The following is a 17,857-nucleotide window of genomic DNA, read 5'->3' on the forward strand; positions in this document are numbered from 1 at the left end:
TTTTCACGAGCAATTTTTCCTTGCAAATTCAGACATAAACTCAATTAAGGCATCAACGCCAGACATCGGCATGGCATTATAAAGACTAGCACGAATTCCGCCGACGAAACGATGTCCCTTTAAAGCACTTAAACCATGCAATTGTGCCTGATGTATGAATTGATCCTCAAGCTCAGGATTCTTTAATGAAAAACAGACATTCATTATTGAGCGTGCTTCTTTATCAACATGAGTAGTATAAAAATCATTTGCATCTAAATATTGGTATAATTTAGCTGCTTTTTTACAATTTACTTCATACAGAGCATCAACTCCGCCTTGGGCTTTAACCCAATCAAACATTTTGGATGCCAAATAACAATTAAAAACAGGTGGTGTTGAATACAGTGAATGCTGTTCCGTTTGAAATTTATAATCAAACATAGTAGGAACAGGTGGATTTGGAATTTTTGTTAATAAATCATCGCGAACAATCACCACCGTTAAGCCAGCATTAGCAATATTTTTTTGTGCGCCAGCAAAAATCAAACCGTAATCACGAATATTAATCGGCTCACTCAACAAACAGGAAGTCATATCGGCAATTAGAGTAAGCCCTTTGGCCTTTGGAACAAAAGGAAAATGAACGCCATTAACCGTTTCATTCGGGGTGTAATACAAATAACTAGTATTTTCTTTTAACTCCCATCGCTTAGAGTCGGGAATAGACTTGTAGCCATTTGCCTCATCACTTGCCACACAATAAGCTTTTTTTAATCGTTGTGCTTCAAGAAGTGCGATATGAGACCAAATTCCCGTGTCCAAATAGCCAGCTTCCTCATCGGGATGTAAAAAGTTCATGGGAATCATGGCGAACTGCGTACGAGCAGCACCACCTAGGAATAAAACCTGATAATTTTGTGGTATACCTAATAGGTATCTTAGTGTGTGTTCAGCATGCTCTAAAAGAGACATAAACTCCGGGGTTCGATGGCCTATCTCTAAAATCGACATCCCCGTATTATTCCAATCAAGAAGCTCTTCCTGGGCCTCTTTTAACAGAGACTCAGGAAGCATTGCAGGACCGGCACCGAAATTATAGGTCCTGGTTGTCATCATGATCATCGTTATTTTCGATTTCTAATGAACCTTCCTCGTCCAGATTATCCTCTAGCTCTTCAGAACCTTCACCTAAATCTTCAATTTTTTGCATACCAACGACTGACTCGCCGGAGCTGACGTTAATTAAGCGAACCCCCTGAGTATTTCGTCCAATGATCGACAATTCATTAACTCGGAAACGTACCAAGGTTCCTTTATCAGTAATCAGCATCGCTTCGTCATTATCATTCACTTGAACCGAACGAACTACTTTCCCGTTACGTTCCGTCACTTGAATAGAGATAACCCCCTGCCCTCCACGACCAGAAACACGATACTCTTCGATTGCAGTACGTTTTCCGTAGCCATTTTCAGTTGCAGTTAGGATGGTTCCATTAGGATGAGCAACGATCAATGAGATTACGGATTGGTCTTCTTCAATACGAATACCACGTACACCACGAGCAGTACGACCTGTAGATCTTACTTTTGATTCATCAAAGCGAATAACCTTGCCCGTATCAGTAAACAACATAATGTCCTTGGTACCATCAGTAATATCAACTCCAACCAAGCGATCATTTTCTTCTAAATCAATTGCGATGATTCCATTAGAACGTGGTCTGCTAAAGGCATTGAGAGGAACCTTTTTCACCGTACCATTCCGAGTAGCCATAAAGACATAAAATCCTTCCTGATAGACTCGAACAGGCAACATGGCATTAATTTCCTCGCCCTCTGCCAATGGAAGAATGTTAATAATCGGTCTACCTCTTGAAATTCGACTGGCTAAAGGTAGCTGATAAGCCTTCAACCAATACAATTTGCCGTGGTTTGAGAAGCACAACAAGGTATCATGAGTACTTGCAATCACTAAACGTGAAACGAAATCTTCGTCTTTAACGTTCGTTGCTGACTTACCTTTGCCGCCGCGACGTTGTGCTTGATAAGCACTTATAGGCTGATACTTCACGTAGCCTTGATGCGATAAAGTAACCACAACATCTTCTTCAGTAATTAAATCTTCTATCGTTAAGTCTTCTTGAGATGCGGTAATTTCAGTACGACGCTCATCTCCAAATTGGACTTTAATATCAACTAACTCATCACGAATCACTTGCATCAGTCGTTCAGGTGAAGCCAGAATGTCCAGCAATTCTTTAATTACTTTTAATAACTCTTCAAACTCACCAAGAATCTTGTCTTGTTCTAAAGCGGTCAAACGATGTAAACGTAACTCAAGTATTGCTTGCGCTTGTGCTTCAGATAATTTGTATCCTGTAGCCCCTAAACCAAACTCAGCAGCTAAATCGTCCGGTCTTGATGCATCAGAACCCGCGCGCTCAAGCATTGCTTTAACCATACCTGGCTGCCACTCCTTAGCTAATAAGGAAACTTTTGCATCTTGCGGTGTGGGCGATTGCTTAATCAGTGCGATCATCTCATCAATATTAGCCAAGGCAATACCTAATCCTTCTAATAAATGAGCCCGTGCTCTTGCTTTTTTCAAATCAAATAAGGTTCTGCGAGTAACTACTTCACGACGGTGTCTAATGAAGTACTCTAGAATTTCTTTTAAATTCAATGTGCGTGGCTGACCATCAACCAAAGCAACCATGTTAATACCAAATACGTTTTGCATTTGGGTATGGGCAAACAAGTTGTTTAGAATCACGTCGGCAACTTCATTACGCTTCAATTCGATAACAACTCGCATTCCCTGCTTATCCGACTCATCACGAAGACCAGAAATTCCTTCAATTTTCTTATCACGGACTAATTCAGCAATACGCTCAACTAAGCGTGCCTTGTTTACCTGATAAGGTAACTCATGAATAATAATTGCCTGGCGATTGGTGTCTTCGTCCGTTTCAATCTCAGTGCGAGCACGAATAACTACACGGCCTTTACCAGTACGATAACCTTGGATAATTCCAGCTCTACCATTAATAATCGCTGCAGTAGGAAAATCTGGGCCTGGAATAATTTCCATTATTTCATCCAGACTTAATTCAGGATTATCAACTAAGGCGATACAGGCATTAACAACTTCTGTTAAGTTATGTGGGGGAATATTTGTTGCCATCCCTACTGCAATACCTGAAGACCCATTTACTAATAAATTGGGTACTCGTGAAGGTAAAACCACAGGAGCAAACTCAGTCTCATCATAGTTTGGACTAAAATCAACGGTCTCTTTTTCTAAGTCGGCGAGTAACGCATGTGCTACCTTTGACATTCTTACTTCGGTATAACGCATTGCAGCTGGAGCATCGCCATCGACCGACCCAAAGTTACCTTGACCATCGACCAAAAGATAACGCATCGAGAATGGCTGAGCCATACGTACAATAGTATCGTATACTGCTGTATCACCATGGGGGTGGTATTTACCGATAACATCCCCTACTACACGAGCAGATTTCTTATAGGGCTTATTCCAATCATTCCCCAATTCACTCATCGCATAAAGTACGCGTCGGTGAACCGGTTTTAATCCATCACGCACATCAGGCAAGGCCCGACCTACGATAACGCTCATCGCATAATCCAAATAGGATTGCTTTAATTCGTCTTCAATATTAACTGGCAAGACTTCTTTAGCTAGATAAACCATGGTCTGGATGTATCCTTATGATAAATTCTGCGGTAAAGGATAACATACCGTCGGAGGTAATTGAATCAAGCGCTGAAAAAATGTAATTTTAAACAAAAATGGGGCCTTTCTCGGTAAAATATAATTCATATTTTCCCTGTCATTATTTATAAAACTCTACCATAATAGTGGATTAGAGTAGGTTTAAATTGACTGCACGTGTTAATTTTGTATATAGTGCCGCGCACAATAAAAATTACGATGCTTAGAAACAGGAGAAGCAATGACTAATAAAACAGCAAAACTTAGCATTGAAGGCCACGAGACATTAGAGTTACCAATTTATACACCTACTATGGGTAATGATGTTATCGATATTACTCAATTAGGGTCAAGTGGTGTCTTTACCTTCGATCAGGGTTTTCTTTCTACAGCATCTTGTGAATCTAAAATCACTTATATCGATGGTGATGATGGTATTTTGCTGTACAGAGGATATCCAATTGAACAATTGGCAGAAAAGAAAGATTTCCTTGATGTCTGCTACCTCTTGTTGAATGGTGAATTACCCAATACAGCAGAGAAAAAAGACTTTGTCGGTTTGATTAATAACCACACTATGGTACATCAACAAATGTACCAATTCTTAAACGGTTTCCGACGTGATGCACATCCAATGGCTATTATGGTAGGTATGGTTGGCGCCTTATCTGCTTTTTATCATGACACCATGGACTTAAATAATGCTCAAGACCGTTTTATTTCTGCAATTCGTCTTGTTGCTAAGATGCCTACATTAGCAGCCATGAGTTATAAATACTCCACTGGTTTGCCTTACATGTACCCGAAAAATAAAATGTCTTATGCAGAAAACTTTTTACATATGATGTTCGGGGTTCCTTCCGAAGAAATTACTCCGGATCCTGTTTTAGTTAAAGCATTAGATACTATTTTCATATTGCATGCAGACCATGAACAAAATGCCTCTACTTCGACTGTTCGTCTAGCAGGTTCAACTGGTGCAAATCCTTTCGCATGTATTTCTGCAGGTATTGGTGCTCTATGGGGCCCCGCTCATGGTGGCGCAAACGAAGCATGTTTGAATATGCTTAAAGAAATTGGTGATGTAAGCCGTATTGAGCACTACATTAAACGTGCTAAAGATAAAAACGATTCATTCCGATTAATGGGCTTTGGTCATCGCGTGTACAAGAGCTATGATCCAAGAGCTAAAGTAATGCGTCAAACCTGTTATGATGTTTTAGAAGCCGTTGGAGCAAAAGACGAGCCTTTATTCAAACTAGCAATGGAATTAGAGCGTATTGCCCTTGAAGATGATTACTTCATTGAGAAGAAGCTTTATCCAAACGTGGACTTCTATTCAGGCTTAACATTAAGCGCTATTGGTATTCCAACAAACATGTTTACAGTAATCTTTGCTTTAGCAAGAACTGTAGGTTGGATGAGCCACTGGATGGAAATGGTTGCCACTAAATCAAGAATTGGCAGACCACGTCAGCTTTATACTGGCGAAAAAACTCGCGACGTTCCTTAGTCGTATTAATAGCCAGGATGTAGGCTGTGCTTTACAGCCCAGCCTACTCTCATCAATAAATTGGTACGACCATTATAGCCTTAACTTCCCTCTGGTAATTTATCCCTTTAACATACCTAGCTTTGCTAATGCCTGCTGCCAACCCTGATAATCTGCCTCTACGATTTCATGCCTACGTTCGGGATAAAAACACTGTTCAATAGCCCAAGTAGCACGTACTTCATCAAGCGAGCTAAATATCCCACAACCTAATGCCGCCAATAAAGCAGCGCCTTTCGCCGTAGTTTCTATATCTTTAGGCTTTTGCACTTGCAGTTGGCATTGATCAGCTAAAAACTGCAAAAACCAGCTATTTGCGGCCATGCCTCCATCAACACATAATAAAGACAAATCTAGGTGACTGTCTTCGCGCATACAGAGAAGGACATCTCGCGTTTGATAACAGACCCCCTCTAACGCTGCTCGTGCAAAATGAGCTCGCGTACTGGAAAGAGATAAGCCAAACATTGCGGCACCAGGATTTGATAACCAATGAGGTGCACCTAAGCCTGTAAAGGAAGAAACTAAATAAACCCCATCATTGCCCTCTAAAGAGCGAGCTAAAGCCTCTGTTTCATCAGCATTGCTAATAATCTTCATCTCATCACGTAACCACTTTACCGTAGTCCCTGCGTGATAAAGGCTTCCTTCCAAACCATAAATGGTCTCACCCTTAATTTTATACGCAATGGTTGTTAATAATTTATGTTGCGACGCTACTGGTTTAGGTCCTGTATTTAATAGCAAAAAACCACCAGTACCATAAGTTGCTTTGACCATGCCCGAAGTAAAGCAGCCTTGCCCTACTAAAGCCGCTTGTTGGTCCCCAGCAACGCCAGTAATCGGTAGCTCAATGCCCAGCCATTGTTTATCAATTACTCCAAAATGGCTATCACTGGCATAAACCTCTGGAAGCACTGATTCAGGAATTGAAAATAGCGTTAATAAATCCTTATCCCATTGCTCGGTTTTAATATTAAAAAGCATGGTTCTGGAGGCATTTGTGACATCAGTTAAATGGCGATGCTCTTTCGTTAATCGCCAAATAAGGAAACTGTCTATGGTACCAAATGCCAACTCACCTTTCTCAGCAAGCTGCCTGGCTTGCGAGTTATTTTTTAATAACCAATTAAGTTTACTCGCTGAAAAATAAGGATCTGGAAGCAATCCTGTTTTTTCCTGAATCACTGATGCTTCAGACGAAAATGCCTGACAATATTCGGCGGTTCTTCGATCTTGCCAAACAATTGCAGGAGCCAGGCAAGCACCCGTATTTTTATCCCAGATGACCGTTGTTTCTCGTTGATTAGTAATACCACAGGCGAGAATAGCATCTAGAGGTACTTGCGCAACCATATCACGTAATGCGGTTAATGTTTTACACCATATTTCCTCAGGATCATGTTCTACCCACCCTGCCTCAGGATAATACTGTGTTAATGAATACTGACTACAAGCGATTAATTCGCCGCTTAAAGTATAAATCATTGCACGTGTACTGCTGGTTCCTTGATCAATAGCAAGTAAATAGTTCATCGTCTTGGCATTCCTTGTTTTTTATTACTAAGTTATAGTAATAAGTGTAATCTTTTTTTATGGAGACCAAAACATGGATCAAGTTTTTGATGTTGCAATTATTGGTGGCGGCATCAACGGTTGCGGTTGTGCTGCTGATGCGGCCTTAAGAGGCCTGTCTGTTGTTCTTATAGAACAAGATGATTTGGCGTCCAAAACCTCCTCTAATAGTACCAAATTGGTCCATGGCGGCTTAAGATATTTAGAAAATTACGAATTTACCCTAGTGAGGAAAGCATTGACCGAACGGCAGCGCCTTTTTGATTTAGCTCCTCACTTGGTGCGTGCTCAGCCACTGGTTTTACCCTATGAAAAACACATGCGGCCCTCTTGGTTTTTGCGATTAGGTTTATTTTTGTATGATCACTTAAGCAGTAAAAACCGCTTACCTAAATGCAAAAGTATCAACAGAAAAAAACAACCGCTGTATTTTTCCCCTTTAAAAGAAGGACTGGAACGCGGCTTTTTATTTTATGACGGCGCGGCGGATGACGCACGCCTAACCATTGCGAATGCACTTCAAGCCAAACTGCACGGCGCAACCATTCATACACAATCCACTGTCATCAAAACCCAAGTGGTTAATAATTTATGGCTTGTAACCATACAACCGCAATCAGGTCCAACCTACGCCATCCAGGCTAAAACACTAATCAATGCAGCGGGCCCCTGGGTTAAATCGGTCGAACAACTCACACATATCCCTGATCAGCAACAAATTAGCTTAGTTAAAGGCAGTCATATTCTAGTGCCTAAGTTATATGAGGGTGAGCACGCTTATTTTTTACAGCATGAAGATAAGCGGGTTATTTTTGTCATCCCCTATCATGGGTACAGCATGATAGGCACGACGGACGTGCCGCTAGATGAACCACTGGAACAGATTCGCATTAGTGATGAAGAAATTGATTATTTAATTAAATTAGTGAATACACACTTCAGAACTAAAATATCCGCAAATGATATAGTCTACACTTGGAGTGGCGTTCGCGCTTTATTAGCCAATGAAAGTAAGGAAGCTCGTTCCTTAAGCCGAGATTATAATTATGAATTTCAACTTAAACCTGCTCCTATAATTACCATTTATGGTGGAAAAATAACCACTTACAGGCAATTAGCAGAAGAAGCAATTAACCAATTTGGCGCTGTTTTTCCTAATCTAAAACCATCCATCACTGCAAATGCCCCCTTACCCGGAGCGACATTTGGAACCATGGATTTTTCCCAATACATTCAATATGCACAAAAGAAATATTCATGGATGGATAAAGAATTACTACAGCGCTATTTGTATACCTATGGAAGCCACATGGAAAAATTTCTCTCATTGAGCACAAGTGAAAAATCTTTAGGAAAAAACTATGGTTCAGGTTTGTACCAGGCTGAAGTAGATTATCTAATATTGGAAGAATGGGCTCGCAGTAGTGAGGACGTCTTGATACGTCGAACTAAGCTTGATTTAACACTGAATGCAGCCAGAAAAAAAGAACTGGCTGCTTATATTGAAAGTATTATTGCTTATCATCCTCTTCAAACTGAGCCTTTATTGCACTAACATCCGCAGCAACAGCCTGCTCAACTAACTCATGTAAGGTTGATGCGGGCATGCTTCCCGCATTAGAGTAAATAACAATACCTTCTTTAAACACCATCAAATGTGGAATAGAGCGGATTTCGAAAAAATCTGCTAACTCTTGCTCTGCTTCGATATTCACTTTAACAAATTTAATATGTGGATATTGACTCGAAACTTGCTCATAAATCGTTGCAAACTGCTTGCAAGGAGCACACCAACCAGCCCAAAAATCAACAAATACAATTTTGTTTTCATTAACTAATGCTTCAAAATCAGCACTAACTACATTTTCGCAGGGCATAGCTCTTCCTTAGCTTCAATAGAGTTAATAATTTTATGAAATACATCATCTACATTACCACTACCAGAAACGCTATGGAAAGCTGGAGCATCGTGATCACCACTTTCTGCCCAGGTTTTGTAATAATTAATTAACGGCGCTGTTTGTTTTCGGTATACGTCCAAACGTTTTTTTACGGTTTCCTCTTTATCATCTTCACGCTGAATTAAGGGCTCACCAGTAACATCGTCCAAACCTTCTTGTTTTGGTGGTTGATTAACGACATGGTAAACACGGCCAGATGGTTGATGAATACGACGCCCACTAATTCGTCGGATAATTTCATTATCATCTACCGCAATTTCAATGACATGATCCAAATGAATCCCTGCTTGCTTTAACGCATCAGCTTGCACTAAAGTTCTAGGAAAACCATCAAATAAAAAGCCATTTTTACAATCACTCTGCTTTAAACGCTCTTTGACTAAACCAATGATAATGTCATCGGAAACAAGACCACCTGCTTCCATAACTTTTTTAGCGCTTAAACCTAATGGGGTACCTTGCGCAATAGCTGCACGCAACATATCACCCGTTGAAATTTGTGGGATTTTATAGCGTTCAATTATTCGTAAAGCCTGGGTCCCTTTTCCGGCCCCTGGACCACCCAAAAGCATTAATCGCATCAAAAAACTCCTTAGGATATAGCTCAGTTTGATTCATCTGAGTATACATCACTTTTTATACGTTTATACCCAAGACTAGTTGAAATATTGGGTCTCTTTTAAATTCTGCTTCAAAAATAAAGCAAAATTTACCATAAAATTAAAACCAGGAACGCCTCTCTAGGCTTCCCCGGCAAGAATGCAGCTGCATTGCATAAAGTTGTGAGCGTGCTTTAACTTTACGCGCCACCGGCATTAACCATCCTTTTCTCAAATAAGACTTGCGCATATAACCCCCTACTCCCTCATGATAAGCGAGATAAAGATTATAGGCATCTGCTCGATTAACTCCAGCGCGTCGATTAGCCTGATTAGCGTACCAACCAATAAAATCAACTCCATCAGAAAAATTATGACGGGAAGATAATAATCCACCATTATTCTGTTTGTATTCATTCCAGGTTCCATGCAATGCTTGGGCATAGCCTGTAGCTGTGGTAGGTCTCTTCCAAGGAATAAATCCAAGTAATTTTTTACGTGGTGGCTTTGCATGTGCATCAAATTTTGACTCTTGATGAATAATAGCCATTTGCACTGGAACGGGAACCTTCCATCGATACTCAACATCTTTAGCATGAGTATACCATTTTGGATATTCTCTAAATATGTTACAGACATTATTCAAATCTGAAGGAGGTCTACTGACACAAGCAGTCAGCACTGTAACAAATAAAGGCAACAATATAAGGTTTAACTTCTTAAATTGAAACAAAGATTCCATAAACGATCAAATAAGAAAAAGGAAGATTTTAACAAATTTAATTCGTACAATCTATGCAAATATAAATTAAATGACTGTTGCCTCCTTTAGCTTGCATGATACTATTTGCCTTTGTAACTCACTAAAAGAATAAGTAATTTCCATGAGCATTCTGGTATTTGATATTGAAACCATTCCGGACATTGAATCTGGACGTAAGCTATATGATTTACATGGATTATCTGATGAGGATACTGCCCAGGCCATGTTTGCCCTAAGACGTGCCAAAGTAGGTAATGATTTTCTTCCCCACTATTTACAACGAATATGCACTATTTCTTTAGTTCTTAGCCAAGGCGCTCATATTAAGGTTTGGTCACTAGGTGATGAGAAATCGGATGAAAAAGAATTAATTACTCGTTTTTTTGCAGGAATTGATAAGCACACACCTACCTTAGTTAGCTGGAATGGCAGCGGATTTGATTTACCGGTATTGCATTATCGTGCCTTACTCCATGGTATTCCCGCCCCGACCTATTGGGAGTCTGGAGAAAATAATCAGGCGTTCCGCTGGAATAATTATCTAAGTCGTTTTCATTACCGTCATATGGACCTTATGGACCTTATTGCCGGTTATCAAAATAAAGCCTTTGCACCTTTAGATGAAATATCCAGTATGTTAGGTTTTCCGGGAAAAATGGGCATGAGTGGCTCCAAAGTATGGGAGCAATATTTTGCTGGAAACATAAAAAGCATTCGTGATTATTGTGAAACGGATGTGCTCAATACTTTTTGTGTGTTTCTACGCTTTGAATTAATCCGTGGTGTAATTAATCAGGATGAATATCAAAACTCGATTGAGCGCTTAAAGTCATATTTAGGTTCGGAGAATGAAAAGCTGCATTTACAAGAGTTTTTGGGGAATATGGCATAAAAATCTCGGAAAGTTCTACACCTGCCTTATGTAGGCTGGGCTGTAAAAACCAGCCTCGGAATTTGCATGAGCTCTTTTTGCTGGGCTTTACAGCCCAGCCTACGTTTCACACTACAATTTTGCTGTTAGCTTAAAAAGATCTGGGGACAGGCGACTCACCCATCGCATGATCTAACTCAATAAACTCCAACGCTCGTAAAAACGCAGAACTATCCAAATACTCCAAAGTGCGCAAATAACGCTCCGCACCTAAATTAGCATATTCACTTACATCTACAGCAGTAGCTTCAAACGCTAATTGCATCCAGGCCCATAAAGTAATCCACCACTCAATCACGGGTTTATACACCTGATACCAAGCTAGAAAAGATTCGTTCACCATTCCTTCACCGAAATAAGCCTCTAAATAGATTAGCTCCTGTTCTTTCGATAACTTGCCTTCAATTGCAAAATAAGCTAAATCCCACAGAAAATCATTATTGCTTGAGTATTCCCAGTCAATCTGATAAATCACTTCACCCTGATCGGAATCGGTCAGCATGTAATTCAGTGGAGTTGAGTCATTATGGCAAGGTACTTTATTAATTTGGTAAGAGGAGAAAAGCTTTTGCAGTTCATTCATTTTCTTAGCAATGAAATTTACTCGCTCTGGAAAAGGAAATTTTTTTTCCTCCAAAGTAGCTAACAAACCTGCATTACGTATAAATACATCCGTAGTATTTAAAAACTGCTTTGATTGATGCAGTACTTTTGCTTTTTCTGCCAAAGTCTTTAATATTTCTGCGCGTTCTAACCTGTTTTTATCAAGGGATTTTACACCTGCAATAAATTCAGTCACTTGCACGCCGGAATCCCCATTAAAATAAGCAACAGGAACATTCAATTTTAACTCAGAAGTTTGCTGCGCATTATTTTGCTCATGCTTTCTGTCAACAGAAAATAAAGAGACATCTCCAGGAAAACGCACCACCCATCGTTTACGTTTCTCTGACTCATAATTAGTACCTACCGTAAGCTTGTAAGTCGCATTGGTCATCCCACCTGTCATTAATTTGAGACTTAAAATATCCAAAGTTAGCTGGGAAAACATGGGAATTTCGTTGATTTGAGGAAGTAAGCGCATGTAGTTCTGGGCTAAGATCACTAACTCGTCCCATTCTTCAGAAATAGCAGATACATTCTGCAAAGACTCCGCATCAAGAAAGCTTAGAATATAAGCCGCTAAACCTGTTTTAAGTCTATATTTAACGCCTTTATCGCTGGTAAAGAAAAGCCATTTCATGAGATTACCTTTTGATGAAAAATCTCTAATGATACAAAAAAGAAGCAGGTGATTACAACAAAGGCCACCTTGCGATATTAATAGACCATGAGAATGAGTATTTGCACATTGATCTACTGACAAGAATCGAGTAAACTGTCTTTTAGTTCATTAAGTAATCATTTAGTCTTGATATCCACCACCAAATAATGAGTGTATAACGCAACATAAAAGCATCCAAGACTTAATCAAAACAGTAAAGCAGCATCAAAACAAGGCTTATTTTATGTCCCAACCATTAATTCCGATTACTAAAAAACAGGCCACTCTTTTTGCATGTTTTCTCGTACTGTATGAGTTCTTAACGTATATCGCTAATGACATGATTATGCCCGGTATGATTAGTGTTACTCATGCATTTAACGCGCCTGAATCTGCCGTTGCAACCTCGCTTACCATTTATATTCTTGGTGGAGCCAGCTTACAAATATTCTTAGGGCCCATATCAGATGCATATGGTCGTCGCCCGATGATGTTGCTTGGCGCCTGCTTATTTTTTATTTTTACCCTATTTATTGCGTGCTCAAACTCAATGAGCCAATTTATGACCGCCCGTTTCTTTGAAGGCATGGGGCTATGTTTTATTGGTGTTATTGGTTATGCAACCATTCAAGAAATTTTTGACGAAATGGATGCTATTCGCCTTATTTCTATTATGGCCAATGCCACGATTCTCGCACCATTATTAGGACCGCTTTTGGGGGCTGTAGTCATCCATTATATGTCCTGGCGTTATATCTTTATTTCTATTGCTCTATTCGCCTTGATTGCTCTGTGGGGATTATGGCGTTATATGCCAGAGCCTATTGGACAAAAAAAGACAAATGGTGAGCTGACTCCTAAAACCAAGATTTCAGCTAAGCGTGTTTTTGCTAATTACAAGGCCTTGTTTACCAATAAAGTATTTGTCATGGGAACTTTGGCTATAGGTACCGTGGGCATTCCCTGCCTTGCCTGGATTGCCTTATCACCTATCATTTTAACTGTCGAGGCTAAACTAACTGTAATCCAATATGGGCTTTGGCAGCTGCCCGTTTTTGGCGCCACAATATTAGGTAACTGGTTTTTACATAGGTTAACCTATAAGTATGAAATTAAAAAAATCATTTACTTAGGCTGTGGAATTATGACTATTGGGGCGGCATTAACGTCCGTCTTACCCTATCTGTATGGAAATGATTACCATTATCTGATGCCAGGGATCATTATTTATTTCTTTGCTTTAAGTGTGATTAACGCACCACTCAATAGATTCTGCCTCTTTGTTACCTCCGTAAGCAAAGGAACCACATCCGCATTAGTGAGCTTAAGTGTTATGGTTATTGGCGCACTTGGAACCGAAGCAGCAAATATCATCTATAAAGATCATAATAACTTACACTTCGCACTGTATTGCAACCTAATGCAGCTTGTATTCTTTACCTTTGCTGGGCTGGCATTTTGGATGCATAAACCGGTAAAAACTGAAGCAGCAGAAGCCTGCTAGGATTATAATTCGTTAAAATAATGTAGCCTGGTTGCAAGCAACCAGGCTAGGCTTAATCATTGTTCATCATTGCTTTGCTGGATGGGATTCTTTAAGTAAGAAGGTTGCGATTAGCAAACTAGCTAAGAAACATAATGGCATAACCAATAACGCAGTTTGGTAACCTGATATGCTGTATACATGTACTCCATTCACAACATGTCCAGAATTAGTATGTTGTAAAATATACCCCACTAAAGGTTGAAATATTGCACCGCCAATTAATACAGACAGATTATTAAAACCAGACGCGGTTCCTACATATTCAGCCGTATTATTTTCTTTTACAACCGCAAAGCTTACAGTTTGACCACCAGCACCTAAGCCTAAAACAAATAAAACAAAAGGCGCCCAACCATAAGTAAGCCCAGGCAAATAAAGAAGTATTAACGTGGCTACTAATCCTAAAACGGCACTGGTAATCAACGCAATGCGTCGGCTCTCAATCTTGTCACTAAGCCATCCCAATAGCGGACTACCAATTCCAATACCAATCCAAATCATACTGCATAAAGCTGAGGCCGCAACTACGCTAATTTGGAATTTTTCTTGAAGAAAAGGAACACCCCATAAGGCTGCGAATACAGCAATTGGAGTCCAAATTGCAAATGCGTAACTACCGATAATCCATGTATGCGCATGTTTACACACAGCAACTAATCGCTTCCATTCATCGCGAAGGTAATGCCCAGGGACCTTCTGATTTTGTTGATCCGGGTAATCACGAATATACATCCAGAAAAATGCGGCTAAAACGAAACCAACAAAGGCTAAGATAAAGCTTGCATTACGCCAGCCAACACCCTGAATTAAATAAGCTAAAGGCACTTCGCCAAACATAGCCCCAACTGAACTCATTAGCTGGGCAACACCTGCCAGAATAGCGAAATAATGAGGAGGGAACCAACGTGATAACAGTACGAGGACACCAATAAAAGAAAATGCAGAGCCAATTCCAATGAGGAAACGACCAATACAGGCAGTAAATACGCTATCTGTCGAAGCAAAAAAGGCTGACCCTAAAGCACATAAAAGAATAGCAACCGTCATCAACTTTCTAGGGCCATAACGATCATATAAAACCCCCGCTGGCAGTTGGGTAGGAGCATAAGCATAAAAATAAAAGGCTGAGATAAACCCAAATCCTTCGCCGGTCACACCAAAAGTTTTCATCATGGGCTCTGCCATAACGCTTGGTGCCACTTGCAAAATAAATTCGTATAGATAAAAGGATGCCGCCAAGAAAAATATAAAATAAGCTGTTGTTAAACTACCCTTTTCTTTTTGATGTGTGTTCTCAGTGTAATATGCGCTCAATTTCAAATCACTCCGTTGTGGATCATTCATTTAAGCCTATAGCGATTTACTTTGTCAATATGATTTTGTTAGATTTGATGGGTTTACCTTGATAAAACAAGAGTAGCCCGTAGTACGACTTCGTCTAATACCGGCTACGTCTCTCTAGCTACTCGGATAGATCGCGCCTAAAATTGCAGGCTTTTGTGAGCCAGTTATAGCACCTAGGTCGACTGGTTGCTGATTGACAGTTTGCGCAGCCAACCAAGCAAACAACATGGCTTCTAAATAATCGGGGCTTACTCCTACCTCGGCCACACTTTTTACTACAACCTTCGGTAGCAAATCTTGAATCATTTGCTTCAGCGCAAGATTATGCGTGCCGCCTCCGCACAAAAATAGTTCTTTTACCTCTTTATGCATATCGGTCATTGCATCGGCAATGGGATGTGCCGTAAATGCCAATAAAGTTTTCTGCACATCCGCTGCTTTATAAGCTTGCTTTAAATGCGATTCTAACCAAGCTAATGAAAAATATTCCTTACCTATACTTTTGGGAGCGGTTAATTGAATAAAAGGATCAGCTAATAACGTATCTAACAGAGGTTGAATCACCATTCCTTGTTGCGCCCAAGTGCCATTCGCATCAAATGACTTACCTTGGTGTTTAGTAATCCAAGCATCCATCAAACAATTTCCAGGTCCAACATCCCAGCCACGCGTGGCGTGCCCAGCATTTATAAAAGTAATATTAGCAATTCCACCAATATTAACTAAAGCAACATGGGAAAATTGTTTGCTGAATAGCTCTTGGTGGTACAGAGGTGCAAAAGGTGCTCCCTGCCCCCCATTTACTAAATCGCGCGTACGAAAATCTGCAATTACAGTAATGCCCGTTAATGAAGAAAGGGTATGCCCACAACCTAATTGTAATGTATAAGGAATACTGCTTTCCGTATTATGACATACGGTTTGCCCATGACTTCCTATCGCACAAATATCTTTAGCACTCAAGGCCGCTTCGTGCAAAACCTCCTTGACTGCGTGTGCAAAATCGCGACCGACTAGGGTATTCAATTGGCATATCAAAGCCAAACTTAAATCAGAACCATCGAGTAGCTTATTTAGGCCGAGGATTACCTCATCACTGTATTTTTTAGTAATACCGCAAATTAATTTATTTGAGGGAATATCAACAATTGCTGCATCGATGCCATCCATGCTAGTTCCCGACATTAATCCTATAAATAGAGTCATTAGTTCCTCACTAATTAAGATTGGTATTGACCGTCCGCCTCTGTTCAGGCTCTCTTTGAATATAGGTGGATCCTCTTGGTCTATTGATCTGCCCAAGCGGCGAGAATTCGGCCAAGATAGTTTTTCTTACCTTGATTATGGGACAGAACCCCAACCTATAACCTATGCTAATTTAAAACACTCATAAAAATTTCTAGTAGTCACTTCGGCAACCTCTTCATAACTGATACCACGCAACTGAGCCATAGCTTCCGCCACATGCTTTACCAAGGCAGGATGATTTTGCTTACCGCGAAATGGTACTGGCGCCAAATAAGGCGAATCAGTTTCAATAAGGATTCTATCTAGAGGCACTTGACGTGCAACCTCTTGTAATGCAGTTGCATTTTTAAAGGTTACAATGCCTGAAAATGAAATATAAAAATTTAAATCAATTGATTGCATTGCAATGTCCAAACTTTCAGCAAAGCAATGCATTACCCCACCTATATCTTGGGCATGTTCTTCAGCCATTAATTTAATGGTATCTTCCGCTGCTTGACGAGTATGAATAATTAGAGGCTTAGAAGTAATTAAAGACGCCTTAATATGCTCGCGAAAACGGTCACGCTGCTCTTCCTGTGCATCTTCTGTATGGGTGCGATAATAATCAAGTCCAGTTTCCCCAATCGCAATACAAGCTGGATTTGCGGCTAAATCACAAAGCATTTTTGCAGTAACCGGCTGGTCCATCTCTGTGTTTGGATGAACACCTACTGAAATATTGATATTAGAATATTCGGCTGCTAGCTTTTCCAGTGCAGGATAATCGGTTAACTCCACACAAACACTAAGGAAATGCTGTACATCATTTTCTTTTGCTCGTGCTAAAACATTAGCCATATCTTGATTGAACTCAGTGAGATCCAGAAAATTTAAATGACAGTGTGAATCGACTAGCATAAGCTGATAACCTCAAAAATTTAAGTAAATATAATGAATAACACGTCGGCCCAACCTACATTTGGAACCAAGTAGCTTCAGTGTAAGTACAACTCACTGCCATCACCTTATTAAAACTTAACCGTGTTAGATAGTATCTGTTGCCTGCTGTGATTTTAGCATTTCTGCTAAATAGATTTCTATTTTACTACGTAAATCACAGCCATGCTCATTGATAAATTGCACGCCAACTCCTGGAAATCGACTGGCTTGAGCCTCCATCGGAGTAATCCAGACGACTTTAGCATCAACACAATAAAGTTCATCCTCCTGCATTAAGTTTACAACCAAACTGAGCTCGGCACCCAACTCATAATGATGCTGCGAACGAATAAATAAGCCTCCGCCTTTTATAAAAGGCATGTAAGCTGCATATAAAGAAAAAAGGTTATCAAATACGCAATTAATTTGTTGCAT

The 17,857-nt window shown here is 40.0% G+C and carries 15 protein-coding genes; 4 read left to right on the forward strand and 11 right to left on the reverse strand.

Annotated features, from left to right (window positions below):
• Window positions 1-3: 3 nt before the first annotated feature.
• Window positions 4-1,095, reverse strand: coding sequence for a 3-phosphoserine/phosphohydroxythreonine transaminase (gene serC, locus E1P08_RS02310; RefSeq protein ID WP_133135984.1), 1,092 nt, complete (start codon window positions 1,093-1,095; stop codon window positions 4-6).
• On the reverse strand, window positions 1,076-3,697 hold the full coding sequence (gene gyrA, locus E1P08_RS02315) for a DNA gyrase subunit A (RefSeq protein ID WP_133135399.1): 2,622 nt from the start codon (window positions 3,695-3,697) through the stop codon (window positions 1,076-1,078). Before gyrA ends, serC begins: the two co-directional genes overlap by 20 nt.
• Window positions 3,698-3,959: 262 nt before the next feature.
• On the opposite strand from gyrA, the gene gltA reads away from it, so the two are divergent.
• Complete coding sequence (gene gltA / locus E1P08_RS02320; RefSeq protein WP_133135400.1) at window positions 3,960-5,231, forward strand: citrate synthase; 1,272 nt, start codon at window positions 3,960-3,962, stop codon at window positions 5,229-5,231.
• A 99-nt stretch (window positions 5,232-5,330) separates the two neighbouring features.
• Here gltA and glpK read toward each other — a convergent pair whose 3' ends face one another.
• Entirely contained in the window at window positions 5,331-6,806 is a 1,476-nt protein-coding gene (gene glpK, locus E1P08_RS02325) for a glycerol kinase GlpK (protein WP_133135401.1), read from the reverse strand.
• Window positions 6,807-6,879: 73 nt separating this feature from the next.
• Here glpK and glpD point away from each other — a divergent pair, with 73 nt between their 5' ends.
• Window positions 6,880-8,400, forward strand: coding sequence for a glycerol-3-phosphate dehydrogenase (glpD, locus tag E1P08_RS02330; protein WP_133135402.1), 1,521 nt, complete (start codon window positions 6,880-6,882; stop codon window positions 8,398-8,400).
• On the opposite strand, the gene E1P08_RS02335 is transcribed toward glpD, so the two are convergent.
• The 3 genes from E1P08_RS02335 to E1P08_RS02345 all read right to left on the reverse strand — a co-directional run bounded on the left by E1P08_RS02335 (window position 8,357) and on the right by E1P08_RS02345 (window position 10,147).
• Window positions 8,357-8,722 carry a thioredoxin family protein gene (locus tag E1P08_RS02335; protein ID WP_133135403.1) on the reverse strand — a complete coding sequence of 122 codons (366 nt, stop codon included), beginning with the start codon at window positions 8,720-8,722 and terminating at the stop codon, window positions 8,357-8,359. The genes glpD and E1P08_RS02335 overlap by 44 nt on opposite strands.
• Window positions 8,704-9,387 (reverse strand): adenylate kinase, encoded by a 684-nt coding sequence (gene adk, locus E1P08_RS02340; protein WP_133135404.1) that lies wholly within the window; start codon window positions 9,385-9,387, stop codon window positions 8,704-8,706. The genes E1P08_RS02335 and adk overlap by 19 nt, the downstream gene beginning before the upstream one ends.
• A gap of 139 nt (window positions 9,388-9,526) precedes the next feature.
• Window positions 9,527-10,147: a transglycosylase SLT domain-containing protein gene (locus E1P08_RS02345; RefSeq protein WP_133135405.1), complete on the reverse strand. Its 621-nt coding sequence runs from the start codon at window positions 10,145-10,147 to the stop codon at window positions 9,527-9,529.
• A gap of 142 nt (window positions 10,148-10,289) precedes the next feature.
• Here E1P08_RS02345 and E1P08_RS02350 point away from each other — a divergent pair, with 142 nt between their 5' ends.
• On the forward strand, window positions 10,290-11,060 hold the full coding sequence (locus E1P08_RS02350) for a 3'-5' exonuclease (protein ID WP_133135406.1): 771 nt from the start codon (window positions 10,290-10,292) through the stop codon (window positions 11,058-11,060).
• 130 nt (window positions 11,061-11,190) lie between these two features.
• Here E1P08_RS02350 and E1P08_RS02355 read toward each other — a convergent pair whose 3' ends face one another.
• Window positions 11,191-12,342: a phosphotransferase family protein gene (locus E1P08_RS02355; RefSeq protein ID WP_133135407.1), complete on the reverse strand. Its 1,152-nt coding sequence runs from the start codon at window positions 12,340-12,342 to the stop codon at window positions 11,191-11,193.
• 265 nt (window positions 12,343-12,607) lie between these two features.
• On the opposite strand from E1P08_RS02355, the gene E1P08_RS02360 reads away from it, so the two are divergent.
• Window positions 12,608-13,867 carry an MFS transporter gene (locus tag E1P08_RS02360; RefSeq protein WP_133135408.1) on the forward strand — a complete coding sequence of 420 codons (1,260 nt, stop codon included), beginning with the start codon at window positions 12,608-12,610 and terminating at the stop codon, window positions 13,865-13,867.
• Between the two features lie 66 nt (window positions 13,868-13,933).
• Here E1P08_RS02360 and E1P08_RS02365 read toward each other — a convergent pair whose 3' ends face one another.
• From E1P08_RS02365 to E1P08_RS02380, 4 genes are all read right to left on the reverse strand, one after another.
• The gene (locus E1P08_RS02365) at window positions 13,934-15,253 is read right to left on the reverse strand and encodes an MFS transporter (protein WP_242602347.1); all 1,320 of its coding nucleotides are present in this window, start codon (window positions 15,251-15,253) and stop codon (window positions 13,934-13,936) included.
• Window positions 15,254-15,367: 114 nt separating this feature from the next.
• On the reverse strand, window positions 15,368-16,459 hold the full coding sequence (locus tag E1P08_RS02370; RefSeq protein ID WP_133135409.1) for an anhydro-N-acetylmuramic acid kinase: 1,092 nt from the start codon (window positions 16,457-16,459) through the stop codon (window positions 15,368-15,370).
• Window positions 16,460-16,621: 162 nt separating this feature from the next.
• The gene (locus tag E1P08_RS02375; protein WP_133135410.1) at window positions 16,622-17,401 is read right to left on the reverse strand and encodes a TatD family hydrolase; all 780 of its coding nucleotides are present in this window, start codon (window positions 17,399-17,401) and stop codon (window positions 16,622-16,624) included.
• 126 nt (window positions 17,402-17,527) lie between these two features.
• A complete protein-coding gene (locus tag E1P08_RS02380) occupies window positions 17,528-17,857 on the reverse strand; it encodes a PilZ domain-containing protein (RefSeq protein ID WP_133135411.1) in 330 nt (109 codons plus the stop codon).

This window comes from Legionella rowbothamii (genome assembly GCF_900639985.1).
In the GTDB taxonomy this organism is placed as follows: Bacteria; Pseudomonadota; Gammaproteobacteria; order Legionellales; family Legionellaceae; genus Legionella; species Legionella rowbothamii.

What these genes read in the sequence shown, in the direction of transcription:
- E1P08_RS02335 (WP_133135403.1), bottom strand. Translation starts at nt 8,722, where the DNA reads ATGCCCTGCGAAAATGTAGTTAGTGCTGATTTTGAAGCATTAGTTAAT.
- E1P08_RS02350 (WP_133135406.1), top strand. Translation starts at nt 10,290, where the DNA reads ATGAGCATTCTGGTATTTGATATTGAAACCATTCCGGACATTGAATCT.
- E1P08_RS02355 (WP_133135407.1), bottom strand. Translation starts at nt 12,342, where the DNA reads ATGAAATGGCTTTTCTTTACCAGCGATAAAGGCGTTAAATATAGACTT.
- E1P08_RS02345 (WP_133135405.1), bottom strand. Translation starts at nt 10,147, where the DNA reads ATGGAATCTTTGTTTCAATTTAAGAAGTTAAACCTTATATTGTTGCCT.
- glpD (WP_133135402.1), top strand. Translation starts at nt 6,880, where the DNA reads ATGGATCAAGTTTTTGATGTTGCAATTATTGGTGGCGGCATCAACGGT.
- gyrA (WP_133135399.1), bottom strand. Translation starts at nt 3,697, where the DNA reads ATGGTTTATCTAGCTAAAGAAGTCTTGCCAGTTAATATTGAAGACGAA.
- serC (WP_133135984.1), bottom strand. Translation starts at nt 1,095, where the DNA reads ATGACAACCAGGACCTATAATTTCGGTGCCGGTCCTGCAATGCTTCCT.
- E1P08_RS02365 (WP_242602347.1), bottom strand. Translation starts at nt 15,253, where the DNA reads ATGAATGATCCACAACGGAGTGATTTGAAATTGAGCGCATATTACACT.
- E1P08_RS02375 (WP_133135410.1), bottom strand. Translation starts at nt 17,401, where the DNA reads ATGCTAGTCGATTCACACTGTCATTTAAATTTTCTGGATCTCACTGAG.
- adk (WP_133135404.1), bottom strand. Translation starts at nt 9,387, where the DNA reads ATGCGATTAATGCTTTTGGGTGGTCCAGGGGCCGGAAAAGGGACCCAG.
- gltA (WP_133135400.1), top strand. Translation starts at nt 3,960, where the DNA reads ATGACTAATAAAACAGCAAAACTTAGCATTGAAGGCCACGAGACATTA.
- E1P08_RS02360 (WP_133135408.1), top strand. Translation starts at nt 12,608, where the DNA reads ATGTCCCAACCATTAATTCCGATTACTAAAAAACAGGCCACTCTTTTT.
- E1P08_RS02380 (WP_133135411.1), bottom strand. Translation starts at nt 17,857, where the DNA reads ATGCAACAAATTAATTGCGTATTTGATAACCTTTTTTCTTTATATGCA.
- glpK (WP_133135401.1), bottom strand. Translation starts at nt 6,806, where the DNA reads ATGAACTATTTACTTGCTATTGATCAAGGAACCAGCAGTACACGTGCA.
- E1P08_RS02370 (WP_133135409.1), bottom strand. Translation starts at nt 16,459, where the DNA reads ATGACTCTATTTATAGGATTAATGTCGGGAACTAGCATGGATGGCATC.